The 21,606-nt window shown below is 59.9% G+C and carries 21 protein-coding genes; 7 read left to right on the top strand and 14 right to left on the bottom strand.

Going from position 1 to position 21,606, the window contains the following annotated elements; translation table 11 throughout:
- Window positions 1-23: 23 nt before the first annotated feature.
- Window positions 24-983 carry a DMT family transporter gene (locus LOY28_RS07730; protein ID WP_258613305.1) on the bottom strand — a complete coding sequence of 320 codons (960 nt, stop codon included), beginning with the start codon at window positions 981-983 and terminating at the stop codon, window positions 24-26.
- 201 nt (window positions 984-1,184) lie between these two features.
- Here LOY28_RS07730 and LOY28_RS07725 point away from each other — a divergent pair, with 201 nt between their 5' ends.
- Window positions 1,185-1,388, top strand: a complete 204-nt coding sequence (locus LOY28_RS07725) for a DUF6316 family protein (RefSeq protein WP_258613304.1) — start codon at window positions 1,185-1,187, stop codon at window positions 1,386-1,388.
- An 86-nt stretch (window positions 1,389-1,474) separates the two neighbouring features.
- Here LOY28_RS07725 and LOY28_RS07720 read toward each other — a convergent pair whose 3' ends face one another.
- The gene (locus tag LOY28_RS07720; RefSeq protein WP_258613303.1) at window positions 1,475-2,659 is read right to left on the bottom strand and encodes a thiolase family protein; all 1,185 of its coding nucleotides are present in this window, start codon (window positions 2,657-2,659) and stop codon (window positions 1,475-1,477) included.
- Between the two features lie 105 nt (window positions 2,660-2,764).
- The gene (gene pap / locus LOY28_RS07715; protein WP_028938966.1) at window positions 2,765-4,288 is read right to left on the bottom strand and encodes a polyphosphate:AMP phosphotransferase; all 1,524 of its coding nucleotides are present in this window, start codon (window positions 4,286-4,288) and stop codon (window positions 2,765-2,767) included.
- Window positions 4,289-4,608: 320 nt separating this feature from the next.
- On the opposite strand from pap, the gene mnmC reads away from it, so the two are divergent.
- From mnmC to LOY28_RS07690, 5 genes are all read left to right on the top strand, one after another.
- Window positions 4,609-6,591 (top strand): bifunctional tRNA (5-methylaminomethyl-2-thiouridine)(34)-methyltransferase MnmD/FAD-dependent 5-carboxymethylaminomethyl-2-thiouridine(34) oxidoreductase MnmC, encoded by a 1,983-nt coding sequence (gene mnmC, locus LOY28_RS07710; RefSeq protein ID WP_258613302.1) that lies wholly within the window; start codon window positions 4,609-4,611, stop codon window positions 6,589-6,591.
- Window positions 6,592-6,713: 122 nt separating this feature from the next.
- A complete protein-coding gene (locus LOY28_RS07705) occupies window positions 6,714-8,486 on the top strand; it encodes an N-acetylglutaminylglutamine amidotransferase (RefSeq protein WP_111454906.1) in 1,773 nt (590 codons plus the stop codon).
- Between the two features lie 3 nt (window positions 8,487-8,489).
- A complete protein-coding gene (gene ngg / locus LOY28_RS07700) occupies window positions 8,490-10,238 on the top strand; it encodes an N-acetylglutaminylglutamine synthetase (RefSeq protein ID WP_138867012.1) in 1,749 nt (582 codons plus the stop codon).
- Window positions 10,239-10,275: 37 nt separating this feature from the next.
- Window positions 10,276-11,466 carry an osmoprotectant NAGGN system M42 family peptidase gene (locus LOY28_RS07695; RefSeq protein ID WP_018929876.1) on the top strand — a complete coding sequence of 397 codons (1,191 nt, stop codon included), beginning with the start codon at window positions 10,276-10,278 and terminating at the stop codon, window positions 11,464-11,466.
- A 65-nt stretch (window positions 11,467-11,531) separates the two neighbouring features.
- On the top strand, window positions 11,532-11,759 hold the full coding sequence (locus LOY28_RS07690; protein ID WP_003199186.1) for a YheU family protein: 228 nt from the start codon (window positions 11,532-11,534) through the stop codon (window positions 11,757-11,759).
- Window positions 11,760-11,764: 5 nt separating this feature from the next.
- On the opposite strand, the gene csrA is transcribed toward LOY28_RS07690, so the two are convergent.
- The 3 genes from csrA to LOY28_RS07675 all read right to left on the bottom strand — a co-directional run bounded on the left by csrA (window position 11,765) and on the right by LOY28_RS07675 (window position 13,317).
- Window positions 11,765-11,950 (bottom strand): carbon storage regulator CsrA, encoded by a 186-nt coding sequence (gene csrA, locus LOY28_RS07685; RefSeq protein WP_064616631.1) that lies wholly within the window; start codon window positions 11,948-11,950, stop codon window positions 11,765-11,767.
- 153 nt (window positions 11,951-12,103) lie between these two features.
- A complete protein-coding gene (locus LOY28_RS07680; protein ID WP_258613301.1) occupies window positions 12,104-12,436 on the bottom strand; it encodes a YnfA family protein in 333 nt (110 codons plus the stop codon).
- A gap of 65 nt (window positions 12,437-12,501) precedes the next feature.
- Window positions 12,502-13,317 (bottom strand): SDR family oxidoreductase, encoded by an 816-nt coding sequence (locus tag LOY28_RS07675; protein WP_018929879.1) that lies wholly within the window; start codon window positions 13,315-13,317, stop codon window positions 12,502-12,504.
- Between the two features lie 288 nt (window positions 13,318-13,605).
- On the opposite strand from LOY28_RS07675, the gene LOY28_RS07670 reads away from it, so the two are divergent.
- Entirely contained in the window at window positions 13,606-13,764 is a 159-nt protein-coding gene (locus LOY28_RS07670) for a DUF3309 family protein (RefSeq protein WP_172901242.1), read from the top strand.
- Between the two features lie 60 nt (window positions 13,765-13,824).
- Here LOY28_RS07670 and LOY28_RS07665 read toward each other — a convergent pair whose 3' ends face one another.
- From LOY28_RS07665 to LOY28_RS07630, 8 genes are all read right to left on the bottom strand, one after another.
- Window positions 13,825-15,918: an LTA synthase family protein gene (locus tag LOY28_RS07665; protein ID WP_018929880.1), complete on the bottom strand. Its 2,094-nt coding sequence runs from the start codon at window positions 15,916-15,918 to the stop codon at window positions 13,825-13,827.
- Between the two features lie 353 nt (window positions 15,919-16,271).
- The gene (locus LOY28_RS07660; RefSeq protein ID WP_258613300.1) at window positions 16,272-16,874 is read right to left on the bottom strand and encodes an START domain-containing protein; all 603 of its coding nucleotides are present in this window, start codon (window positions 16,872-16,874) and stop codon (window positions 16,272-16,274) included.
- A gap of 41 nt (window positions 16,875-16,915) precedes the next feature.
- Window positions 16,916-17,170 carry a YkgJ family cysteine cluster protein gene (locus LOY28_RS07655; RefSeq protein ID WP_007942053.1) on the bottom strand — a complete coding sequence of 85 codons (255 nt, stop codon included), beginning with the start codon at window positions 17,168-17,170 and terminating at the stop codon, window positions 16,916-16,918.
- 167 nt (window positions 17,171-17,337) lie between these two features.
- Window positions 17,338-17,805, bottom strand: a complete 468-nt coding sequence (locus LOY28_RS07650; protein WP_086944614.1) for a translation initiation factor 2 — start codon at window positions 17,803-17,805, stop codon at window positions 17,338-17,340.
- An 87-nt stretch (window positions 17,806-17,892) separates the two neighbouring features.
- A complete protein-coding gene (locus LOY28_RS07645; RefSeq protein WP_018929883.1) occupies window positions 17,893-19,332 on the bottom strand; it encodes a PLP-dependent aminotransferase family protein in 1,440 nt (479 codons plus the stop codon).
- 202 nt (window positions 19,333-19,534) lie between these two features.
- The gene (locus tag LOY28_RS07640; RefSeq protein ID WP_064616627.1) at window positions 19,535-20,347 is read right to left on the bottom strand and encodes an OmpA family protein; all 813 of its coding nucleotides are present in this window, start codon (window positions 20,345-20,347) and stop codon (window positions 19,535-19,537) included.
- Complete coding sequence (locus LOY28_RS07635) at window positions 20,344-20,700, bottom strand: DUF4398 domain-containing protein (protein WP_064616625.1); 357 nt, start codon at window positions 20,698-20,700, stop codon at window positions 20,344-20,346. Before LOY28_RS07635 ends, LOY28_RS07640 begins: the two co-directional genes overlap by 4 nt.
- A 9-nt stretch (window positions 20,701-20,709) precedes the next feature.
- On the bottom strand, window positions 20,710-21,558 hold the full coding sequence (locus LOY28_RS07630; RefSeq protein WP_258613299.1) for an ABC transporter substrate-binding protein: 849 nt from the start codon (window positions 21,556-21,558) through the stop codon (window positions 20,710-20,712).
- Window positions 21,559-21,606 lie beyond the last annotated feature (48 nt).

Below are 21,606 nucleotides of genomic sequence, written 5' to 3'. Positions count from 1 at the left end.
CCCGCGATGAACGATAATGCGGTCTAACTGGCTGCCATCCGCACCCGCCGTGCCCTGAGCCCGGCGATCAACGATGGCCCCAACGCCACCAGCGCCGACCCGAGCACCACCAGCACTGCCCCGCCATAACCCAGACCGTTGATCGTTTCGGCATGCACAAAATCAGGCCATAACCAGGCCGCCACGGCCACCGCGGCAAAGGTCACCAGCGGCGTGATCGCCAGCGTCGCGCTGACCCGCGACGCTTCCCAATGGGCCAGGGCTTCGGCGAAGGCGCCATACGCGATCAGGGTGTTCAAGCAGCACGCCAGCAGCAGCCAGCCTTGCAGCGGGCTCAGTTGCAGCGCTTCCAGCGGATGCACCCACGGCGTCAGCAACAGCGCGCAGAACAGGTAAATCACCATCATCACCTGCAACGAATTCCACACCGTGAGCAACTGCTTCTGGCCCAAGGCATAGAAGGTCCAGACCGTCGACGCCAACAGCACCATCAGCACACCCGCGGTGTAATCGGTCAGGGAGGTGAGCAACTCGCCCAGGCGCTGATTGAAGAACAGTGCAAAGCCGATCAGCAGCACCAGCAGGCCAATCCCCTGCCCCACGCTGAAACGCTCCTTGAACACGAACAGACTGGCGATCAGCAACATGATCGGGCCCATCTGCACCACCAGTTGTGCGGTGCCGGCGCTGAGCAGGTTCAGGCCCATCAGGTACAGCACGTAGTTGCCGACCAGTCCGAGTACCGCCATCAACACCAACCAGCCACCGCGCGGACCGAGGACTTTGCGACTCGGCAAGCGTCTGGTCGCCGCCAGATATATTAACAGGCACCCGCCGGACACCATCAGGCGAAACCAGGTCACTGTCACTGGGTCCATCACCAGCAGCACTTGCTTGAGTTTGATCGGCAGAATTCCCCACAACAACGCGGTCAGCAAGGCCAGGAATAAACCGTACACCCAGCGACCCGATGAAATATGCATGCTGCCCCCGAAGCCCATTGGCAAGAATGCTCATTCTAGGCTCAGACCGAAGCGCGACACAGGGACAGTTGCCCTCGGGCCGCGAATGAAACTGTGCGGGTCGCACCATGACATTGACGGGATGCCGTCGATCAGCTCGCCAGGCGTTGCAAAGGGTTCATGCATAAGCTCATTGAAACCGCCCTCTGCAGGAGATCGCCCATGTACGGCATGCGCGCCCATGACACCGCCCCCGCCACACACTTTCGCTGTGACCGGTTGTGTCGTGTCAATGGGGAGTTGTATTTCACCACCCGGGAACAGACCCTGGAGGGGCCGTTCGATAATCCGGCGACGGCCGAGAAGGAGATCCAGGCTTATATCGAGCGGATGCAGGCTTTGAGCATGAACATGTCATCGAGATGACAACACCCGCGAGCATAACTGCTCTCGCGGGGTGTAAGCGCAACATACAAGGAGCGAGGCTTGCCCGCGGAGGCGACCTCACGGAATTACCGCACCGCCTCAAACAACCCCGTAGCCCCCATCCCGCCCCCCACGCACATGGTGACGATGCCGTAACGCAGGTTACGCCGCTGCAACTCGCGCACGATGTGCCCGACCTGACGCGAGCCGGTCATGCCGAACGGGTGGCCGATGGAAATCGAGCCGCCATTGACGTTGTATTTGTCGTTGTCGATTTCCAGCCGATCGCGGCTGTACAGGCATTGCGAGGCGAACGCTTCATTGAGCTCCCACAAATCAATGTCGGCAATCTGCAACCCCTTGGCCTTGAGCAACTTCGGCACCGAGAACACCGGGCCGATGCCCATCTCGTCCGGCTGGCACCCGGCCACGGTGAAACCGCGAAAGAAGGCTTTGGGCTTGAGCCCCAGCGCCAGGGCTTTTTCCAGGCTCATCACCAGGGTCATCGAAGCACCGTCGGACAGCTGCGAAGAGTTGCCGGCCGTTACTGAGCCGTCTTCGGCAAACACCGGTTTCAATCCCGCCAGGTTTTGCAGGGTGGTGTCGGGGCGGTTGCAGTCGTCGTGATCGACAATGCCGTCGAGGATCTGCACCTGGCCGGTGGCCTTGTCTTCAACGCGATACTTCACCGCCATCGGCACGATTTCATTGTTGAACAACCCGGCGGCCTGCGCCAGAGCGGTACGTTGCTGGCTTTGCAGGGCGTACAGATCCTGCTCCTCGCGGCTGACGCTGTAACGACGCGCGACGATCTCGGCCGTCTGGCCCATGGGGAAATAGATACCTGGCACCTGCTCTTTCAGCAGCGGGTTGATCAGGTGATCGGTGTTGACGCTTTTCATGGTCAGGCTGATCGACTCGACACCGCCGGCGACGATGATGTCGCTGCAACCGGAAGCGATCTGATTGGCGGCAATCGCGATGGCCTGCAAGCCCGACGAACAGAAGCGGTTAAGGGTCATGCCACCCGTGCCGATGCCCAGGTGCGACAGCACCGCGACGTTGCGACCGATGTTGTAACCCTGGGCACCTTCGTTGGAACCGGCGCCGACGATGCAATCCTCGACGCTGGCCGGGTCGACGTCATTGCGCGTGAGCAGCGCGTTGACACAGTGGGCCGCCATGTCATCGGGACGGGTCATGTTGAACTTGCCGCGAAAGGATTTGGCCAGGCCGGTCCGCACGCTGTCGACGATCACCACTTCACGCATGGCATACACCTCATTGTTGTTGTCAGTCGGGAGTTGGATCGAGCATAAGCCCCACTCATGACTGACCGCGACAATCATTCACCCCGCGTATGCGTAACCATCGGCTCAGCGCTTGCGCTTTTGCAGTTTCTTCTCCCGTTTGTCGGACTTTTCGAATGCTGCTTCCAGCGCCTCATTGAGGGTGCGCAATACCTTGACCCGCGCCCAGCGCTTGTCGTTGGCCTCCACCAGGGTCCAGGGCGATACCTCGGTGCTGGTGCGGTCCACCATATCGCCGACCGCAGCGCGGTAATCGTCCCACTTGTCGCGGTTACGCCAGTCGTCTTCAGTGATCTTGAAACGCTTGAAGGGGATCTCTTCGCGCTCCTGGAAGCGCTCCATCTGAGTCTGTTTGTCGATGGTCAGCCAGAACTTGACCACGATCACCCCGGCATCGTCGAGCTGCTCTTCGAAGTCGTTGATCTCGCTGTAGGCACGCAACCAGTCCGCCTCGCTGCAAAAACCCTCGATGCGCTCCACCAGCACCCGGCCATACCAGGAACGATCGAACACAGTGAATTTTCCCCGCGCCGGAATATGCCGCCAGAACCGCCAGAGATACGGCTGCGCCCGCTCTTCTTCGGTAGGCGCGGCGATCGGCACGATGTTGTACTGACGTGGGTCGAGTGCCGCGGCCACCCGACGGATCGCCCCGCCCTTGCCTGCCGCGTCGTTGCCCTCGAACACCGCGATCAACGCGTGACGACGCATGCGTTTGTCGCGCATCAGCCCGGAAAACCGTGCCTGCTCGGTAATCAGTTGCTCTTCGTAATCGTCCTTGTCCAGGTTCAGGGTCAGGTCCAGGCTGTCGAGCAGATTCACGTGATCGACGCTGGGAGACAAGGGCGCGGCACTGACTTTGTGCGGGTGAATCCTGGGTCTCTTGAGCGCGCTCTGCAGGCCCTCGAGCAGAATCTTGCCGACCGCCAGGCTGCGATAACGCGCATCCAGGCCAGCAATCACGTGCCACGGCGCGTAGTCGCGACTGGTGCGGCGCAGTACCCGTTCGCCGTACTTCACGAACTTGTCGTAGGTCGCGGATTGTTGCCAGTCCAGCGGGCTGATGCGCCAGCTGTGCAGCGGATCGTCGTTCAGCGCCTTGAGCCGCGCTTTCATTTGTTTCTTGGAGAGGTGAAACCAGAACTTGAAGATCAGCGCGCCTTCGTCGCACAACATCTTCTCCAGCCGTTCGGCGCCGTTGATGGCTTGATCGAGTCGCGGATCCTTGAACAAACCATGAACCCGCCCTTGCAGCATCTGGCTGTACCAGTTACCGAAGAAAATCCCCATGCGCCCCTTGGCCGGGAGCATCCGCCAATAGCGCCAGGCGGGTGGCCGAGCCAGTTCTTCGTCAGTCTGCTGGTCGAAAGTGCGGACCTCGATCAGGCGCGGGTCCATCCACTCGTTGAGCAATTTGACCGTCTCGCCCTTGCCGGCCCCTTCGATGCCGTTGATCAAAATGATCACTGGAAAACGGTGTTGCTGCCGAAGTTCGAACTGCGCTTCGAGCAAGGCTTCACGTAGGGCCGGCACTTCGGCTTCATAGGTTTCTTTGTCAATGGCATGACCGATTTCGGCGGATTCGAACATGGAGACGCTCCTTCCAGGATTGAGCAAGACTAGCGGATTGACGTCTCATGCGCAGGACAAATCCATCTTTGAGACTGATACGAACCCTGTGGCGAGGGAGCTTGCTCCCGCTGGACGGCGAAGCCGTCCCGATACCAAAAAACTTGTACTCCGGGGGTACACAGACAACCAACTTGCGGCTGCTTCGCACCCGAGCGGGAGCAAGCTCCCTCGCCACAAAGCGACGATTCTCCCTGCCTCCCAAATGTGCCACTTGCCACGGATCAAGCACCACCGTGGCGATCGGCTAGAATGGCGGTCTTGCCGTTGCCGAGCCTGCCATGAAACCTGTATTGCCCCACGCCCAGCTCGACTGGGACGACCAAGGTCGCCCGCGTTCGCGGGTGTTCGATGATGTGTACTTTTCCGACCAGTCGGGCCTTGAAGAAACCCGTTACGTGTTTCTGGAGCAAAACGATTTGCGCGACCGCTTCGCCGCATTGCCGGCGGGCGGGCGTCTGGTGATTGGCGAAACAGGTTTCGGCACCGGACTGAATTTTCTCTGTGCCTGGCAGTTGTTCGAACAGCACGCAGTGGCCGGTGCGCGGCTGCATTTTGTCAGTGTCGAAAAGTACCCGCTGAGCACCGCCGATCTGCAACGGGCCCTGGCGTTATGGCCGGATCTCAAGCCGTTCGCCGATCAATTGCTGGCGCAATACGTGGCGATTCATCAAGGTTTCCAGCGCCTGGTGCTGGGCAATGGCCGCGTCACACTGACCCTGCTGATTGGCGATGCACTGGAGCAGTTGCCACAACTGGACGCTCAGATCGACGCCTGGTTCCTCGACGGTTTCGCCCCGGCGAAAAACCCCGACATGTGGACTGCCGAGCTGTTTGCCGAACTGGCACGTCTGGCGGCACCCGGCTCTACCATCAGCACGTTTACCAGCACCGGCTGGGTACGCCGTCTGTTGAACGCCGCAGGCTTCAAGATGAAACGCACGCCGGGCATCGGTCACAAGTGGGAGATCCTGCGGGGCACCTTTCTTGGCTGGCCTGAAGAGACCGCACCACCTGCCGCGACTAAACCCTGGTTCGCTCGCCCAACCCCGCCGACCGGCGAGCGCCGCGCCCTGGTGATCGGTGCCGGGCTGGCCGGTTGCGCCAGCGCCGCCAGTCTCGCCGCGCGGGGTTGGCAAGTGAGCCTGTTGGAGCGCCACGAAGCACTGGCGCAGGAAGCCTCGGGCAACCCTCAGGGTGTGCTGTACCTCAAGCTTTCGGCCCACGGCACCGCGCTGTCGCAATTGATCGTCAGCGGTTTTGGTTACACCCGGCGCCTGCTGGAACAGTTGCAGCGCGGCGTCGACTGGGACGATTGCGGGGTCTTGCAACTGGCCTTCAATGCCAAGGAAGCCGAACGTCAGGCGCAATTGGCCACGGCCTTTCCGCCAGACCTGGTACACCTGCTCGATCAACCGCAAGCACAGGCCCGGGCCGGTATCGAACTGGAGCACGGCGGCCTGTTCTTCCCCGAAGGCGGCTGGGTTCATCCTCCTGCGTTGTGCCAGTGGCAGGCGTCTTCAACGAACATTCAGTGGCTGCCCCATCGCGAGGTGCTGGAACTGCGCAAGGTGGAGGATCAATGGCAGGCCTGGGACGGCGAGACACTGCTGGCCAGCGCGCCTGTGGTGATTCTGGCCGGCGCCGCCGAGATCAAGCGTTTTCCCCAGAGCGCCGAGCTGCCCCTCAAACGCATTCGCGGCCAGATCACCCGACTGGCGCAAACCCCTGAAAGCCAGAGCCTGGCGACCGTTGTCTGCGCCGAAGGCTATGTGGCACCCGCGCGCCTAGGCGAACACACCCTCGGCGCCAGCTTCGATTTCAAGAGTGACGATCTGGCCCCGACCGTCGCCGAGCACCTCGGCAACCTGGCGTTGCTCGAAGAAATCTCCACCGACCTGGTCACCCGCCTGCATGTTCAAGACCTGGACCCGCAGCAGCTTGAAGGGCGCGCGGCGTTCCGCTGCACCAGTCCCGATTACCTGCCGATCGTCGGACCACTGGCCGATCAGGCCAGCTTCGCCGATGCCTATGCCGCGCTGAGTAAAGATGCCCGGCAAGTGCCCGATGTGCCCTGCCCGTGGCTTGATGGGTTTTACGTCAACAGCGGTCATGGTTCTCGCGGTTTGATCACCGCGCCATTGTCCGGCGAACTGTTGGCGGGATGGCTTGAGAACGAGCCTTTGCCCTTGCCCAAAGCCGTGGCCGAGGCCTGCCATCCCAACCGTTTTGCCTTGCGCCAGTTGATCCGCGGAAAATTCTGATACACCGACTTATAACTTATCGGTCTAAAACTCCAGGGATTCAGCCGGGTCAGTTTCCGGGTACCCGCCGTTTTTGGCGGGTATCGATTGACCCTCCCCAACGGAAAAACCGGTAAGGACTTATGTGCGGATTAGCTGGAGAATTACGTTTCGACCATCAACCTGCGGACCTCGCAGCCATTGAACGAATCACCCATCACCTGGCCCCTCGCGGCCCTGATGCGTGGGGTTTCCACAGCCAAGGCCCGATTGCCCTGGGCCATCGGCGCCTGAAAATCATGGACCTGTCGGACGGCTCGGCGCAGCCGATGATCGATAACCAACTGGGCCTGTCCCTGGCCTTCAACGGCGCTATCTACAACTTCCCGGAACTGCGCACCGAGCTGGAAAGCCTCGGTTATGCCTTCTACTCCGGTGGCGACACCGAAGTGCTGCTCAAGGGCTATCACGCCTGGGGTGAAGCGCTGTTGCCCAAGCTCAACGGCATGTTCGCCTTCGCCATTTGGGAACGTGACGCCCAGCGTCTGTTCATCGCCCGCGACCGTCTCGGTGTGAAGCCGCTGTACCTGTCGCGCACCGGCCAGCGCCTGCGCTTTGCCTCGGCATTGCCGGCATTGCTTAAGGGCGGCGACATCAACCCGATCCTCGATCCGGTGGCGCTCAATCATTACCTGAACTTCCACGCGGTGGTCCCGGCCCCTCGCACCTTGCTGGCGGGCATCGAAAAACTGCCCCCGGCGAGCTGGATGCGTATCGAAGCCGACGGCACCACCGAGCAGAAAACCTGGTGGACCCTGCCCTACGGCCCACATGCCGACGAACTGAATCTGACCCTCGAAGACTGGCGCGATCGCGTGCTCGACAGCACCCGTGAAGCGGTGGCGATCCGTCAACGGGCGGCGGTGGATGTCGGTGTGCTGCTGTCCGGTGGCGTCGATTCGAGTCTGTTGGTCGGGCTGTTGCGCGAAGTCGGGGTAGAAGACTTGTCGACCTTTTCCATCGGTTTCCAGGATGCCGGTGGCGAGCGCGGTGATGAATTTCAGTATTCGGACTTGATCGCCAAACACTACGGCACCCGGCACCATCAACTGCGTATCGACGAACAAGAGATCATCGAGCAATTGCCGGCGGCGTTCCGCGCCATGAGCGAGCCGATGGTCAGCCATGACTGCATTGCCTTCTACCTGCTGTCCCGGGAAGTGGCCAAGCATTGCAAAGTGGTGCAGAGCGGCCAGGGCGCGGACGAGTTGTTCGCCGGGTATCACTGGTATCCGCAGGTGGACGGCGCGAGCGATCCGTATGCGGCATATCGCGATGCGTTTTTCGACCGCAGCTATGCCGACTATGCCGCCACAGTGCAGCCGAAATGGCTGACAGCCAACGATGCCGCCGGCGACTTCGTGAAGGAACATTTCGCACAGCCCGGTGCCGACGCGGCGGTGGACAAAGCCCTACGCCTGGACAGCACCGTGATGCTGGTGGACGACCCCGTCAAACGGGTCGACAACATGACCATGGCCTGGGGCCTGGAAGCGCGCACGCCGTTTCTCGACTATCGCCTGGTGGAATTGTCAGCGCGGGTGCCGGGCAAATTCAAACTGCCGGATGGCGGCAAGCAAGTCCTGAAAGAGGCGGCGCGGCGGGTGATTCCAAGCGAAGTGATCGACCGAAAAAAGGGTTACTTCCCGGTGCCCGGTCTCAAGCATTTGCAGGGCGACACACTGAACTGGGTGCGTGAACTGCTGCTCGATCCGAGTCAGGATCGCGGCTTGTTCAACCCCGCCATGCTCGACCGCCTGCTGACCGATCCGCAAGGCCAGTTGACCCCGTTGCGCGGCTCCAAGCTGTGGCAATTGGCGGCCCTGAACCTGTGGCTCAGTGAACAAGGAATCTGATCGATGAAACCCCACGCCACGGCTTACAGCCAACGCCTGTTGCGCGGTCAGGCGCCCTCCTACGAACGCTTGCAGGCACGCCTGGCCGAAGACGGCAGTGCATTGAGCGCCGTGCCCATCGCCGTGCATTGCGGTTGGGGCCGGTTGTTGATCGGCCATACCTTTCCCGATGCGGCGAGCCTCGCCCAAGAGTTGCTCAATGAGCAGCCCGGTGAGCGGGATATCGCCTTGTACGTCGCCGCCCCCCAGCAAGTGCTGGGGCTGGAACCGGCGCAACTGTTTCTCGACCCGTCCGATACTTTGCGCCTGTGGTTCAGCGATTACCGTCAGGCCACCCGGGTGTTTCGCGGTTTTCGCATTCGTCGGGCGCAAAGCGAGGCGGACTGGCAGGCGATCAATCAGCTGTATCAGGCCCGCGGCATGCTGCCGATCGATGCAGGTTTGCTGACGCCCCATCACCAGGGCGGCCCGGTGTACTGGCTGGCCGAAGACGAGGACAGCGGCGCGATTATCGGCAGCGTCATGGGCCTCAATCACCACAAGGCATTCAACGATCCGGAAAACGGCAGCAGCCTGTGGTGCCTGGCGGTGGATCCGCAATGTTCCCGCCCAGGCGTCGGTGAAGTGCTGGTGCGGCACTTGATCGAACACTTCATGAGCCGTGGGCTGAGTTACCTGGACCTGTCGGTGCTGCACAACAACCGTCAGGCAAAGAGTCTTTACGCCAAGCTCGGTTTTCGCAACTTGTCGACCTTTGCGATCAAGCGCAAGAACGGTATCAACCAGCCGTTGTTTCTCGGCCCCGGCCCCGAAGCCGAGTTCAATCCGTATGCGCGGATCATCGTCGAAGAGGCTCATCGGCGCGGTATTGAGGTGCAGGTGGATGACGCGCAAGCCGGTCTGTTTACCTTGATCCACGGCAGTCGTCGGGTGCGTTGCCGCGAATCCCTGAGCGATCTGACCAGCGCCATCAGCATGACCTTGTGCCAGGACAAAAGCCTGACTCACAAGGTGCTGAAAAACGCCGGCCTCAAACTGCCCGCCCAACAACTGGCGGGAAGCGCGGACGACAATCTGGCGTTTCTCGACGAGCACGAACGTGTGGTGGTCAAACCGCTGGACGGTGAACAGGGCCAAGGGGTGGCGGTGGATTTACGCAGCATTGAGGAGGTCCAGCAAGCCATCGAAAACGCCCGTGCATTCGACAGTCGAGTGCTGCTGGAAAGTTTTCACGAAGGCCTCGATTTGCGGATTCTGGTGATCGGCTTCGAGGTGGTCGCGGCTGCCATTCGCCGGCCGGCGGAAGTGGTGGGCGATGGTCAGCATTCCATCGGTGCGCTGATCGAAGCCCAGAGTCGTCGCCGTCAGGCGGCAACCAGCGGCGAAAGCAAAATCCCGCTGGATCAGGAGACCCAACGCACCTTGCAGGCGGCGGGTTATGACTACGCCAGCATTCTGCCGGCCGGCGAGCACTTGTTCGTACGGCGCACGGCGAATCTTCATACCGGCGGCATCCTTGAAGACGTCACGGCGATTCTGCATCCAGCCTTGGTGGACGCGGCGGTGCGCGCGGCGCGAGCGCTGGATATTCCGATGGTCGGGCTCGACCTGATGGTACCGGCCGCCGACCAGCCGCAGTACGTGTTTATCGAAGCCAATGAACGCGCCGGCCTGGCCAACCATGAACCGCAGCCGACGGCCGAGCGGTTTGTAGATTTGTTGTTTGCACATAGTCAGCCGGCAGTCCCTTAGTGATGTGTTGTCTGTACCAACACCATCAGGAGTTTCCATGACCAGCAAAATTCCCGAACCGGATCTCGATTACCTGCAAAAAGTCCTGCTGGAAATGCTCGCCATTCCCAGCCCCACCGGGTTCACCGACACCATCGTGCGGTACGTGGCCGAGCGCCTCGAAGAGCTGGGCATTCCCTTTGAAATGACCCGTCGCGGCACCATCCGCGCGACTCTCAAGGGCAAGAAGAACAGTCCGGACCGAGCAGTCTCCGCTCACCTGGATACCATTGGCGCGGCGGTTCGCGCGATCAAGGACAACGGACGCCTGACCCTGGCGCCCGTCGGCTGCTGGTCCAGCCGTTTTGCCGAGGGCAGCCGCGTCAGCCTGTTCACCGACAACGGCGTGATCCGCGGCAGCGTGTTGCCGCTGATGGCTTCCGGGCACGCGTTCAACACCGCCGTGGATGAAATGCCGATCAGCTGGGATCACATCGAATTGCGCCTGGACGCCTATTGCGCCACCCGCGCCGATTGCGATTCGCTGGGGATCAGCGTCGGCGATTTCGTCGCCTTCGACCCGTTGCCGGAGTTCACCGAAAGCGGCCACATCAGCGCCCGTCACCTCGACGACAAGGCCGGCGTTGCCGCACTGCTGGCGGCACTGAAAGCGATTGTCGACAGCGGCGAAGAGTTGATGATCGACTGCCATCCGCTGTTCACCATCACCGAGGAAACCGGCAGCGGTGCGGCGGCTGCCCTGCCCTGGGATGTCAGCGAATTCGTCGGCATCGACATCGCGCCGGTCGCGCCCGGCCAGCACTCCAGCGAACACGCGGTGAGCGTGGCGATGCAGGATTCCGGCGGGCCTTATGACTATCATCTGTCGCGGCATCTGCTACGCCTGGCCGCTGACAACGAACTGCCGGCACGTCGGGACCTGTTCCGCTATTACTTCAGCGATGCTCACTCGGCCGTCACCGCCGGCCATGACATTCGCACCGCCCTGCTGGCCTTCGGTTGCGACGCCACTCACGGCTACGAACGTACCCACATCGACAGCCTTGCCGCTCTCAGCCGTTTGCTCGGCGCCTACATTCTCAGCCCGCCGGTATTCGCCAGCGATGCACAACCAGCCACGGGATCGCTGGAGCGGTTCAGTCACCAGATCGAGCACGAGACGCAGATGGAAAGCGATACCCGGGTACCGTCGGTGGATAGCCTGCTGGGACAGCGCACAGAAAGCTGAGGCGAACACTGGTGATGTGTTCATATCCGCCGTAGCATCGCGCCAATGTTTAACCGAGGTGCCTTATGCTGATCCCCCACGACCAACTTGAAGTCGACACCCTGACCCGCCTGATCGAGGATTTCGTGACCCGTGACGGCACGGACAACGGCGATGACACGCCGCTGGAAACCCGTGTGTTGCGTGTGCGTCAGGCATTGACCAAGGGCCAGGCGCTGATCGTCTTCGATCCGGAAAGCGAGCAATGCCAGTTGATGCTCAAGCACGACGTGCCCAAGCACCTGTTCGACTGAAGCCCTTAACGAGCCTTGGCTTTTGCCTGTTTGATCTGGATGCGCTCGTAGACTTCGGCGCGGTGTACGTTGACCTGCTGTGGCGCTTCAACACCGAAGCGCACACTGCTTCCGTTGACGGCGAGCACCCGCACGGAAATGTTGTCACCAATGGATATCAATTCGCCCACAACGCGACTGAGTACAAGCATGGCATTCATCCTTCAGGGTTACCGGTCCCTGAAGATGCCCTGCGCAGAGCGGGTCTTCAATGCAACGACCGCAAAACAGTCCCGCCCTACAATGCAGGCTGCATCACCCTGACGGACGTGTCTGACAAACCGCTTGAATGAAGGACCGATCCGTCAGGAAGCGGTAAGGCGCGGACCAAACAAAATGACAGTCGCCCCGAGTACACACAGCGCCACGCCGATCCAGTCCGAGCCCAGTGGTCGAATCCGCTCGACCACCGCCAGCCAACCAACCGACGCGATGATGTAGATGCCACCGTAGGCGGCATAGGCGCGACCGGCGTAGTTCGCTTCGACCCGGGTCAGCAGCAGCGCGAATAACGTCAGGCTGAACAAGGCCGGGATGACCCACCACACGCTTTTACCCTGGCGCAGCCACATCCAGAAAGCGAAGCAGCCGGCGATTTCGAACAGCGCGGCGAGGAAAAACCACAGGTAATTGAGCATGCAGACGTCTCGTTGGGATGGCCGGTTGGCGGCCACCCTAACGACGGTGTTGCGCACAGGCAAGTTCAGCCTGCGTTTTGTTTGGCCTTGGCGCGCATTTTGTCGGCCATCACAGTCATTTCGTTGTAGAGCAATTGCGGGTCTTTCTGTTTGATCGCCCAGGCCATACGGCCCTGCTCGTGAGGCAGGATCAAGAATTCGCCAGCGGCGACCTGCTGATAGATGTAGTCGGCAATGTCAGCAGCGGTGATCGGTGAGCTTTCCAGCAATTTGCCGACCTGGGCTTTCATGGCCGGGGTCGGGCCACGGAAGGAGTCCAGTAGATTGGTCTGGAAGAACGACGGGCAAACTACATGCACGCTGACTTCCTCATGGGCCAGTTCAATCAGCAAACTTTCGGACAACGCCACCACACCCGCCTTGGCCACGTTGTAGTTGCTCATGGCCGGGCCTTGCATCAGCGCCGCCATCGAGGCGATGTTGATGATTTTGCCTTTGCTTTTCTCCAGCAGCGGCAGGAAGGCCTTGCAGCCCTTGACCACGCCCATCAGGTTGATCGCGATTTGCCAGTCCCAGTCCTCAAGCGACAGTTCACTGAAGAACCCGCCCGAGGCCACGCCGGCATTATTGACGATGACATCGATACCGCCGAGTTTCTCTTCGCAGGCTTGGGCGAAGGCGGTCAACTGACTGTAGTCGCGCACATCGCAGCGCTGAATGAAGCCGTCACCGCCGGCTTCGCGCACCAACTTGAGGGTTTCCTGCAGGCCGGGCTCACTGACATCCGACAAGGCCAGCTGCCAGCCTTCACGCGCCCAGCGCAGCGCGATTTCGCGACCCAGGCCTGAGCCCGCGCCAGTGATCATCATGCGATTTTGCATAGCAAACAGCCTTGTTGTTCCGGGGAAGATGCACCGAGTGTAGCGAAGGATAATGCGCGACCCACGCTCCATCAGAGTGCTGAATGGCCAGCGATGAACCACGGAGCGGTGCGGTTGTTTCAACTTCGAAACACAGCAAAAGAAATAAACATACTTTCCAAAAACATTAAAAAAACTTGGAATTTTTCTTCATAGCCATGAGTCGGATTTTTTAAGCAGCTAGGATTAATACAAGTCCAGCTGATGGCTAAAACGCCAGGTCAAACCCACAACGCTTCCAACAAGGAAATAGACATGGGCACAATTCTTATCGTTATTCTTATCCTGTTGCTGATAGGCGGCCTGCCGGTCTTCCCGCACTCCAGAAGTTGGGGTTATGGCCCGTCCGGTATCATCGGCGTGGTGTTGGTGGTGCTGTTAATCCTATTGCTGCTTGGCAAGATATAGAGATTCTACCGGCAAAAAAAAGAGGCCCTGCGAAGGGCCTCTTTTGCATTCCGGAAAAACTTAGTCCGGTTTGCCGTCAACCACACCGGCGGTGTTGTCCAACAAGCTCTTGGTAGCCGTCTGGATGAACGACTCGAGCTTCTGCTTGAGCGCCGCTTCGTCAGCCGATGCTGGGATCACTTCACCTTTCGGGTTAGCGCCCAGTTCGTATTGATACAACCTTGGCGGCATCTCTTTAGGCAGTACCAGCACGCGGTCCGCGGTGAGCAAGGCGACCGTCTGATCGCTGCCCGACGGCTTGATCATGCCGAAACCCTTGTCACCTTCCGGCAGGTTCAGCAAGTCACGCCCCCAGCATTGATGGACCACATCGCCACCCACGCGGCCCATGATGGTCGGCACGATGTCGATCTGGGTGCCCACAGTGTGGTCGACCTGACCGAATTTTTCCTGTATGCCCGGCCCGATCATCAGCATCGGCACGTTGAAGCGGCCCAGGTCCATTTCGGTGATCTGTTGTTCATTGCCAAAACCGTGGTCGCCGACGATCACGAACAGGGTTTCCTTGAAGTACGGCTCTTTGCGAGCCTTTTCAAAGAACTGACCCAATGCCCAGTCGGAGTAGCGCATGGCGGTCAAGTGTTCGTTGAGGCTGCCACGATCGGTCACGCGCTCCACCGGCAATGGTGTCGGCAAGGCGTATGGCGTGTGGTTGGACAGGGTTTGCAGCAAGGCATAGAACGGTTTCTTGTCCTTGCCGTCGCGGGCTTTCAACTCTTCCAGGCCACGGTTGAACATGTCCTGGTCAGACACGCCCCAGGTCGGGTCGGAGAACACCGGGTTGACGAAGTCATTGCGCCCGATGAAGTTGGTCATGCCCTGGTTGCTGAAGAAGCCCGACTGGTTGTCCCAGGCGAAGTCGCCGTTATAAACATACACATCGTCGTAGCCACGAGTGCTGAGCAACTGTGGCAGGCCGGACAGTTTGTGGCTGCCTTCCGGGGTCTGCATCAGGTATTCGAAACCTGGCAGGTTCGGGAAGCAGGCCATGGTGGCGAACATACCTTGGTGGGTATGGGTGCCGTTGGAGAAGAAACGGTCGAACAACAGACCTTCTTTCGACAGTTTGTCGAAGGAAGGCGTGATCTCGCCCGGACGTCCCAGAGCGCCCACCGAGTGACCGGCGAAGCTTTCCATCAGGATCACCACGACGTTCTTGATCGGCAGTGTCTTGTTGGCGTCGGGGGTGTAGTTGCGACGCACCGCGGCGGTCTCCGGGTTCACCAGTTTGTCGCTCGGAGTCAGCAGCATATCGCGCACGGTCTGCTGGGCCAGAGGTTGTTCCAGTGTGGCTTTCCAGATGTTGTCGCGCTCTTCGGACATCCGGCTCTTGGCCGCGGCGATCAGCGACAGCGTGCCGTTGAGGCCCAACTGGTTGGCGAAATTCGAGTCGGTGGTGTAGACGTCACCCCAACGCAGCGGCGGGCCCTGGCGCAGGGTGCCACGCGCCGCGACCACACAGACCATCAGGCAGACCACGAACACCACGCCGCGCGCATACCACGGAGCGACCTGGCGCGTGCCGATGCTGCCACCGCTGAACGGCCCGCGAGGACGTGTGGCGCGGTCGGCGCCTTTGAACGCGAGGGTCAGAATCAACGTGCCCACACCCCAGGCCAACAGGTAGCGAACTACCGGAAAACCGTACCAGAGCATGCTCATCACGGTTTTCGGGTCTTCTTTCACATACTGGAAGACCAGGCCGTTGAGGCGCTGGTGGAACTCGCGGTAAAAGTCCATCTCCATCAGGCCGAGGAACAGCGCGATACTCGAGGCAACAGTCAACCAGAGCCGGAAGAACCCGCGGGCCGCCATGGCCCGGGCGCTGAACAGGGCCAGCAGCAGCGGAACGCTGAGGTAAACCACCAGGCGCAGGTCGAAACGCAAGCCATTGGCGAACGCTTCCAGGAAGGTCGAAGCCGGTGTGTCGAGGATCATCGAGCGGTTGTAGACCAGCAGCGCGACGCGCAGCAGGCTGAACATGACCATCATGATCAGGGCGCACAACAGCGTGTAGGCCAGATGCGATTTGACGGTCGGTTGCAGCAGGCGACTAGTAGCTCGCTGCTGATTCAGGGCGTCCGGGTTTGCCATGTCGTTTTAGGACCCATTGGAAGTTGAAGTTACAAAAATACAGTGGCGCCTTGCCCTCTGTTGGCCATCCTCGGCCCCGGGGCGTGCGCGGTGCGCAAATGTTGCACGATCAACCGCGGCATTGCCATTGATTACTGCCCGACAGCCAAACTGCCGCTCATAGCGGTCAGGGACAAGCGGCGTGGGCGCAAAGTTGCGGGGTTGATTCGTTGAGGCGAATTGTCTTGGAGAGATTGTGAAAATTTCGTTCAACGCATATCCGGAAACAAAATAACTCCCCTCCCCTGGTAGAAATGAAACGCCCCGATTTGATCGGGGCGTTGTTGAACAGGCCGCATCAACTGGATACGCGGCTACTTCTCGGCGCGTTCTTTCAGGGCTTTGAGAGTATTGAACGGCGCATCGACCACGAACTTGTTGGCCAACCACGGCGGCACGCTGCCGCCTGGATCAGTGTGAACCTGATAAGTCACTTCGACTTGATCGCCTTTAGGCACGAACTTCCAGAAACCCTTGACCTGGGCGACCCGTACAAAACCCTTTTCTTCCGGAAGGTACTTCGGCTGCCCTTCCAGCTCGCGGGTCAGGCTGCCATCAGCGCCGTCAACGGTAGTGACATGCAACACCGAATCGCGAGCAGTGACCGGCCAGGGTGTATTGAACTGAGTGTAGGTCCAGCTCTGGTTGCCTTCGTGCTTGAGCAGCTTCTGGACCTTGCACTCGTGAATCCAGGCGCAGGCTCCCGGAACATCTTCCTGCAGTGCACGCAGTTTCGCCATGGTGGTCTTCATGATCGTTACACCACGGTAAGCCTTGTATTGGGAACCGGCCACCTCACTCAAGGACACCTTGATGCCATCTTCGTCCTTGGCGGTTTTCCAGTCTTCGGCCTGGGCCGTGGAGGCCAGCAAAACCGTCAAACCACACAGCACAGCGATACGATGCAGCGAACCCATAGTCTTATTCCTTATTGTTGAAGTTCCGTTCGTTGAACACATCACGCGGCCGTCATTTGCTCCCACCAGCCCAGCAATTTGATCGCTTCGTCGCGGCTGCTTCCGCAAACCTCGACATCGGCCTCAAATGCCGAACACACCGCGGGGCGTTCCGGCTTGCCGAAAATGCTGCACAGGTTATCGGCAGACAGTTGTACGCATCGTTCTCCGGCGGCTTTGCCATTGGGCATGCCGGGAATCGGCGAACTGATGGAAGGGGCAATGCAACAGGCGCCACAGCCTTCACGGCATCTCATGACGACAAGCTCCTCGCGACGAGCAATGTGTTAAAGGGACGCGGCACAGAGTAACGGCTAAAACAGTTGTTTTAAATTACCCGGGCCCGGGTTTTTACGCTCAAACGAACGTGACTGACCAGTCTCCGACAAAGCGTCTGTTTCGCGGGTCACGAACAGGGGGAAATTTACTGCTTGAACTCGAATTCCAGTGCCGCGCCTTCAACGTCCCGGCGCTCTTCATTGCGCCGTTGCAGCTGCATTTCGTTGCTGATCAGGCGACCGTTCAGCTGAAACGGACTGCTTTTGCCACCGAACATTTGCGGCAACACCGCATCGTGTCGAGGCAACGGTACCGTGCCGACCGGTTTCAATTCATCGACCTTATCCTTGGGCAAGCTCAAGTCGAGATTGGCGGGAGGGAGTTTGGTTTTCAGCGCTTCACTGGCTGGTTTTGGCTTGGAAGCAATGGGAGAACGCTTTTTGACCGGTGCAGCCATCTTTTTGGCCGGAGCGGTTTTTATAGCCGTCGCCGGTTTTTTCGCGGTTGCGGCGGCTGTCGGTTTTTCCTGAACGGAAGCCGCCATGACACCTTCCGCATGACAAGTCATCAACAGGCAGATCAATAACCAGGCAGAAGGAAAAATCGGCTTCATGGACCCAACGGTGCGAACGGCAGAAGGTTATATGCTCGCCTGTTGGAGGCGACAAGACAAGCGGGCAGTTCATAACTGCCCCGCAAGTCAAAAACCGCTCGTTGTCTCCTGACACAATTGCGTCGCCAGCAGCCCCAGTGTCATCAATGCACGCTCGGCCTCGCGGTTCCAGGGGATGCCGCAGTTCAGGCGAATGCAGTGATTGAATTGCTCGGTGTTACTGAAAATAAGCCCCGGCGCAATGCTGATGCCCTGCTGCAGCGCACGCACATGCAACTCTTGCGTATTGACCCGCCCCGGCAAACTGACCCACAGAATGAAACCGCCGGTAGGCCGGGTCATCTGTGTGCCTTCCGGGAAGTATTGCTGCACTGCCAGTTGGAAAGCGCTGAGGTTCTTGCGGTACTCCTGACGGATGTAACGCAAATGCCGGTCGTACCCGCCGTTCTCCAGATAGGCGGCAATGCCCATTTGCGTGACACTGCAGGCCGAATGCGTGCTGAACGTCTGCAAGCGCTGAATTTCCTGCTGGTACTTGCCGGCAATCATCCAGCCGATCCGCACGCCGGGCGACAGGGTTTTGGAGAAGCTGGAGCAATAAATCACCCGATCCAGCCGGTCATAGGCCTTGAGCGATTTGGTGCGCCCCTGCTCGAACATCAGCTCGCCATAAATATCGTCTTCAACGATCTGGATATCGAAATCCGAGGCCAGGCGCAGCAGTTGTTTCTGCCGCTCTTCGGGCATGGTGCCGCCCAAGGGATTGCTCAGGCGCGTGGTCAGCACCAGTGCCTTGATCGACCACTGGTTGGCCGCCAATTGCAAGGCTTCGAGGCTCATGCCGGTGGCCGGATCGCTGGGGATCTCGATGACTTTCAGCCCCAGCAGATCGGCCAGTTGCAGCAACCCGTAATAGGTCGGCGACTCGGCGGCGATCAGATCGCCCGGCCGGGTCAATACGCGCAGAGACATCTGCAATGCATCGACGCAGCCGTGGGTGATTACCACTTCCGACGGATCAACCACCACGCCGGCATCGCGCATGCGGATCGCCACTTGCCGACGCAACGGCTCGAAACCAGGGCTGAACATATAGCTGAACGCGCGCGGACTATGGAAACGGGTGACTTTGGCCAGTTGCTGATGCAGTGCCCGCACCGGCAGATAATCGACACTCGGTACAGCCGCGCCCAACGGGAAGACCCCCTCACGGCGGGATTCGACCAGGACTTGCTGAATGATGCTGCTGCGGGTGACCAGGCCTGGGCGCTCGACCCGGGCGATGTCCGGGGTCGGTGCCGTCAGGGCGGGTGTCTGGTGCACGTAGTAACCGGATTGCGGCCGGGCACGGATCAGCCCTTGATCTTCAAGGTTGGCGTAGGCCTGCAACACCGTCGCATGGCTGACGTTGAGCTGCGAGCTCATCTTGCGCACTGAAGGCACGCGCTCCCCCGGCTGATAGACGCCACGGCGGATGTCTTCGGCCAGTTGCTGAGCAATACGTTGATAGAGCAAGAGATTGGTCATGACGCAGCACTCGATTTCACGGGCATTTTATTCTTGTGTGAAACAATACCGGAACAGTTTAGAAGTGTACTGGGACAGTTACTACAATAGTCGACCATACAGTGCGGTGTCAGCAAAAGCTGTACTGTTTTACGACGCATTTGACGGGCGCAAAAAAACCCGGCGCTGCTGAGCAGGCCGGGTTTTTCCAGTGACGCAGCCCTTAACGGGCCGCGCCGAGCTGGCCTTTTTCGTCGGAGAACACAATTTCCACCCGACGGTTCTGCGCACGACCGCGCTCGGAAGCGTTGGCGTCCACCGGGTACTCATCGCCGTACCCTTCAACCTGGATGCGTTTGTCGTCGATGCCCAGGTCCGTCAATACGTCAGCTACCGATTGCGCCCGGTCGCGGGACAGCTTGAGGTTTTCCTGTTTACCGCCAGTGCTGTCGGTATAACCCTCGATCCGCACCACACGCTTAGGGTTGAGCTGCAGGAACTGGACGATTTTCAACACCACGCGGTTCGCCGAGCTCTTCAGCTCCGCTTCACCGGTATCGAACAGCACATCACCCAGGGTCATCACCAGACCACGGTCAGTCTGGGTGGTCGCCAACGCCACGATCTGCTCTTCGAGCCATTTGCCCTGTTGCTGCACGCTAAGCAACTTGGACTCACGCAGCGCCAATTGCAGGCGCTGACGCTCGAGTTCGAGCTTCGCTGCGCGCTCTTCGTTGAGCACTTGATTGGTATGTTCCCGGGCGATTTCGCTGTAGCGCTGGCTCAGGTAGGCGTAATGGGCCACGTCCGAACCGCTGCCCCAGTAGCTGGACAGTCGATCGGCGCGGGCCAGGGACTCGCCGGCACGAATCACGTCCTTGGGCGCGATACGCAACACGTTGGAGTCTTCCTTGACCTTCTGGAAGTCGGCACCGGCCTGCTGCAACGCCACTTCGCTGTGTTGACCGGCGCAGCCATAAAGGCTTGCGCAGCCGGCCAGGATCAAGCCGCCGAGTGCTTTGGTCTTCAGGTTCATTGAGCATCTCCCAGTTGCTTGCGCAGGCGGGCGATGCGGGTATTGAGCACGTTCAACTGCGCCTCACTCTTGAGGGTCAGAACCCGGGCTTCGGCCAGGCGCGCGTCCAGCTCGGCCTGCTCGGCCCGCATGCGCGCATTCTTGAAGGACTGGTCGGCCATGTTGCCCTTGGCGCGGTTGAACTTGTCCTGGGCCAGTTTCAGCTCCGGCACTTCCTCGGCGGTAGCGCCCACGGCCTTGGCTTGTTCGAGGGCCTGTTCGGTCAGGCGTATTTGTTCATTCGGCGCCGGATCGGCTGCACAACCCGCCAGAGCCAGAACGGCCAGGGCAGCGAAAAGAGGTCGAATACTCACTAAAAATCCCTACTGTTTTGGGGTACTGACAGGTTGTGGCTGCGATTGTGAGCCTTGCGCTTTCCAACGCTCAATATTGCGCAGCAACGCAGCTTCCGTCAGTCCGGACGCGGGCAATTCTGTCATCTTTTTGGCCAGCTGTCCGCGCAACCAAGGATCGTTACAGGCGGAGTTATGGGAAACCGCGAGGTACAGGCCGGGTTTGTCGATGGGTTGTGGGTGGGCCATCAAGTCATTGGCCATCCCCAGCGTTTGCACCATGGCCATGCCCGAGTAGCGACCGGCGAGGACAAATTCCACCTCGCCCAGCAGCAATTTCTGAAAGGCCTGAGTCAGATTGGGTGTGCGCACGAGGGTCAATTGCTGCTCGGCGAAAGTGCCGAATGAAGGGCTCACTCGAGCCTTTTCCGACAACGCGCCGGGATGACCGTGGAGGTCCTGCGCTTCGTTGTAAACCAATAACGAGTCGTTGCGAGTCCAGACCAGATAATCGTTTTCCAGCAGCGCAGGATGGATGTAATCCAGATTTTCCAGTTCAGTGACCATCAACGGCGCATCGGCCAGCATGTCCATCCGCCCGCTGCGCACTTCATCCAGGGCCTGGGAGCGTTTGCCGGCATAGAGCAGCTCAACCTTGATGCCCAACTCCCCCGCCACTTGTTGCAACAAATCAGCGCTGGCGCCAATCAGGTGCTTAGGGTTTTGCGGGTCTTGCCACAGGTACGGCGGTGCGTCGGGACTGCCGGTCACGATCAAGCGTTCGCATTTGCCTGCAGCGCTGGACAGCCCCGGCATCAGCGCCAGACTTAAACACAATCCTGGCAAAAAAGAGCAGCCAAACCAGTGGCGCAGATCCATGGCAACACTCTCCCCACTCAAATCCGGAACAAAAAAAACCCGACCAAA

Source organism: Pseudomonas sp. B21-017 (genome assembly GCF_024749245.1).
Classification (GTDB): Bacteria; Pseudomonadota; Gammaproteobacteria; order Pseudomonadales; family Pseudomonadaceae; genus Aquipseudomonas.
This window is presented reverse-complemented; position numbering and strand designations above follow the sequence as displayed.